The sequence below is a fragment of the Oleiphilus sp. HI0043 genome (genome assembly GCF_001634935.1).
In genome coordinates, this window is record NZ_LWEY01000704.1 from 1 (window position 1) to 974 (window position 974).

General features: G+C 43.0%; 2 protein-coding genes. Both read left to right on the forward strand.

Going from position 1 to position 974, the window contains the following annotated elements:
- Positions 1 to 456 precede the first annotated feature (456 nt).
- Positions 457 to 702, forward strand: coding sequence for a hypothetical protein (locus A3729_RS08310; protein WP_068509110.1), 246 nt, complete (start codon positions 457 to 459; stop codon positions 700 to 702).
- A gap of 54 nt (positions 703 to 756) precedes the next feature.
- A partial coding sequence (locus A3729_RS08315) for an enoyl-CoA hydratase-related protein (RefSeq protein ID WP_231877386.1) occupies positions 757 to 974 on the forward strand: 218 nt, incomplete at its 3' end.

Here is a 974-nt window from a genome sequence, read left to right on the forward strand (position 1 = left end):
TTGTTGGCGCTAGTTTGAGTTTGAAGTATGCCTGGGAAGCCTGGCTAGAAGAATTATCAGNCTATTTAAAGATCCCTGCTGACGCCTTGCAAGATGAGTCTTCAGAATTGGCGCAGAATATGCCCGATTGCCAGTTCCTGTTTGCGCAGAAGCAGGAGCAAGGAAGTTGGTATCAACGCTTGTTGGCTTTATCTGTTGACCCTCTGCTCTACAGAGAAAATTCGCCGCATTCTAGGCAAGCAGCTAGCACAGAAGCAAGTGTGCCTCGAATTGAGGTTATTAATTTGACCGAGACAGCTATTGAAGGTGATAGAGAGCTGACTTTGTTAGAACTTATTGAAGAAGTAAAAACTTATATTCAGCAAAGGCGAGAGCAACAAACAGAATGGTAAAGAAGGCCGCAGGTACTATATAACTTACCTGGTGAGCAGGTTTCTATATAAATTTGGAGTTTGAATGAGTAGCGCATTTTTAGAGATAGTTGAATTAGAAAACGGTAGCTTCGCCTTGAAGCGAATGGATGATGACGGCGAATTCTTGGTCGAAATCCAATTTTCAGAAGAGGTTGAAGGCTTTTTGGGGGAGCATAAAGCAGCGATAGCGAAAGCAATGATCGGTGCGGGTGTTCAAGCTGCCGGGGCACTATCTAAATCGATTGTCGAAGCTGAAGAAAAAGAGCGTGAAGACCGTATATTACATTAATTCGAACAACCCTCGGTTGGACAAAAAACATAAGAGATATAGTTAGGAGTTAGTATGGAACTGGTACAGTTTGAGTTGCAAGATAAAGTAGCCACGATCAAAATTCAAAACGGTAAGGTGAATGCAATTTCTCACCAGGTCATTGCAGAATTGAATGAAGCGCTTGATCATGCTGAAGAGACCGGAGCGGTGGTTATTATCACTGGTCAGGAAGGTATATTCTCGGGTGGATATGATTTGAAAACCATGCAGAAGAGTATGGATCATGCGAC

Coding starts and splice junctions, on each gene's coding strand:
- A3729_RS08310 (WP_068509110.1), top strand. CDS start 457: ATGAGTAGCGCATTTTTAGAGATAGTTGAATTAGAAAACGGTAGCTTC.